The sequence below is a fragment of the Alkalibacter mobilis genome (assembly GCF_015594845.1).
Lineage (GTDB): Bacteria > Bacillota > Clostridia > Eubacteriales > Alkalibacteraceae > Alkalibacter > Alkalibacter mobilis.
This window is the reverse complement of the sequence record NZ_JADNRK010000057.1, coordinates 1-2560: the sequence shown is the minus strand read 5'-3', so window position 1 is coordinate 2560 and position 2560 is coordinate 1. Positions and strand designations below refer to the sequence as shown.

Genomic DNA, 2560 nt, shown 5'->3' with positions numbered 1-2560 from the left:
TGCATATAGTCATCGGATAGAGCACCCTTTTTCATAGAATAGAGCCACTTCATCCATCAAATAGAGCCATGATTTTCTTGGCAGGGCCATCACAGATGTGACAGCCCAAGCCTGTTATTTAATACCGTGTTTCTCTCTCATTGACTTATTGCCATCAATGAATATTTCGTATGAATCGTGGACGATTCGATCAAGGATGGCGTCAGCTAGAGTATCTTCACCGATCTTTTCATGCCACCCACCAGGTGGGAACTGCGAGCAGAAAATGGTTGAAGATTGCTGGTGTCTGGCCTCAATGATTTCAAGCAGATCCATAGCTTGCGTTCCACGTAAAGGGGTCAGCAACCATTCATCCAGTATTAGAAGTTTGATTTTCTTGTACTGTTTCATGACCTTTTTATAGATGCCTTCGCCACGGGCTACTGCCAGCTCATCGAGCAACTCCGGCAACCTGATATATTTCACAGGATAATACTTCCTGCATGCTGCCATACCAAAGGCGCAAGCCAAGTAAGATTTGCCGTTGCCCGAGGCACCCATGACAATAATGTTGTGATGTTCATCGATATACCGGCATTCTGCCAACCGCTGGATCTCTTCACGGTCAAGCTTTCTGTCAGGATGATATTCAATGTCTTCAATACAAGCTCCTGAATAGCGAAGCATGGCGCTCTTGATGAGCTTGAGCAGTTTATTATTACGGCGCCGTGACCATTCAACATCTACCATCAGGCCGAATCTCTCATCAAAGGTAAGCTCCTTGTAGCGAGGATCCGCCAGTTGATCTTTATAGGATTCTGCCATGGCTGTCAGTCTCATGGAGGTTAACTTATCATAGGTTGATTGATTAATCACGATGACCACCTCCATAATAGTCCGAACCTCTTACAAAGCCTCCAGACGGTTCTTTCTTGGCTTTTGAAGTTCCTGATGCAGCAATGGCGTTTTCCGTCAGCTTATCGTGCCCGGTCTTAAGAATGGTCCTGATGTTCTTCAGACTTGGATGCGGTGTATAAAGCAAAGCCTTGCTGCAGGCGGCTTCCAGTCGTTCTAAAGAATACTTATCACCTAGGTTGACCAGTGAACGACAAGAACGGTAGCTCTGTTGCTCGACACGATAATAGGAGATGATGCTTTTCATAACAATGGCTGCACTAGGACCTACCTTTGTAGCCCAGTCTATAAAAGCTTCTGCGTTCCAGATCAAATACTGGCGATGATTCTCAGGCATATGTTCTGGAACAGTACTTCTTTGTTCGGGTAAACCATGAAGCCTCACATGGGAGGCAATGCGATGGTTGCTGTAAAAAACTTCAACTGTTTTGCTTGTGACACGTACATCCACTTCGTGTCTGATGTATTCATAGGGGACTGAATAGTGCATTCTGTCCGCAATTATGTGATAATCATTAGGTACAGTAGCTTTTATCCAAGTGGCTAACTCGTACGGGGAAGCAGGCAAAGGAAGCAGAAATACCTTTTCTTCAGAAAGGAATGCACTGAGCCTGCTTCCAGGCTTTTTCTGGAAAGGTTTTTCATTGAACTTGCGAAGGTTTTCCCAAATGACTTCGTTGAGTTCTTGGATTGAAAAAAACTTGTAGTTTCTTAGCTTTGCAATAATCCAGGTGGTCAAAAAACCTACAGTACCTTCTGCATTGGGTTTGTCCTTTGGCCTTCGGACTCTGGCCGGTACTATGGCCGTGCCATAATGATCAGCCATCTCATTGTAGACCCGGTTGATTATGGGATCGTCATACTTTCCTGAGCGAATGACTCCAGTCTTTAGATTGTCAGGAACGATGATCCGGGTGCAACCACCGAAGAACTCGAAAGTATGAAGATGTGCATTGATCCAATTCTCCTGGTTCTGACTGAGAAAAGCTTCCACATACGCGTATTGACTGCTCGAAAGAACTGCAACATAAAGGTACGCAGGAATTCTTTCACCAGTGACGCTGTCTGTGATAAACAGTGGGTCACCGGCCCAGTCGACCTCCATCAACTCGCCAGGCTTTCTTTTCAAACGCATGGTTGCCTTTGTTTTCTGGGCATAGTTGATGTAGTAACGGCGGAACTGGCTGTACATGTAGGGTATTTCGTTGTTGAGTCGGCAAGATTCACAGTATTCTTCCCATAGAAGTGTCAGCGTCACACCGCTTTTGGCGAGCTCGTTATGGATGTATTCGCAATCAGGCATTCTCTGATTGGATCCATACACTTTTTCAGGGAACAATAATTCGTGAAGCTCTTTGTCAGACAACGGGTTGTCAAACGGCCAAGAGATGGTCTTCAGCTTGGCCCGTTCAAGAACACTGGCTACAGTATTTCTTGAACAGCTGCAGATTGAGGCGATGCTTCGGTTGCTCATTCCTTGGCTTTGAAGCCTTAGAATGTCGTTGTATTTGGTCATAAGCGACCTCCTGTAAAGATTATTTACACCTTTAGGTGCATAATCTTATTATACAGTTGGTGGCTCTCACCATGGAACAGGTGGCTCAATTCCGTGAACAGACTTGCTCTATTCTATGGAAAAGCTGGCTCTATCCCATGGTTATATACA

2 protein-coding genes are annotated in these 2560 nt (G+C 45.1%); both read right to left on the bottom strand.

Annotation, left to right across the window (positions count from 1 at the left end):
- Positions 1 to 114: 114 nt before the first annotated feature.
- Complete coding sequence (gene istB / locus IWB18_RS12325) at positions 115 to 855, bottom strand: IS21-like element helper ATPase IstB (protein WP_195683914.1); 741 nt, start codon at positions 853 to 855, stop codon at positions 115 to 117.
- Positions 848 to 2410 (bottom strand): IS21 family transposase, encoded by a 1563-nt coding sequence (gene istA, locus IWB18_RS12320; RefSeq protein WP_195683913.1) that lies wholly within the window; start codon positions 2408 to 2410, stop codon positions 848 to 850. Before istA ends, istB begins: the two co-directional genes overlap by 8 nt.
- Positions 2411 to 2560: the final 150 nt, after the last annotated feature.

Bases quoted from the DNA above. Each gene is read 5' to 3' on its own strand.
- istA (WP_195683913.1), bottom strand. From the start codon at position 2,410: ATGACCAAATACAACGACATTCTAAGGCTTCAAAGCCAAGGAATGAGC.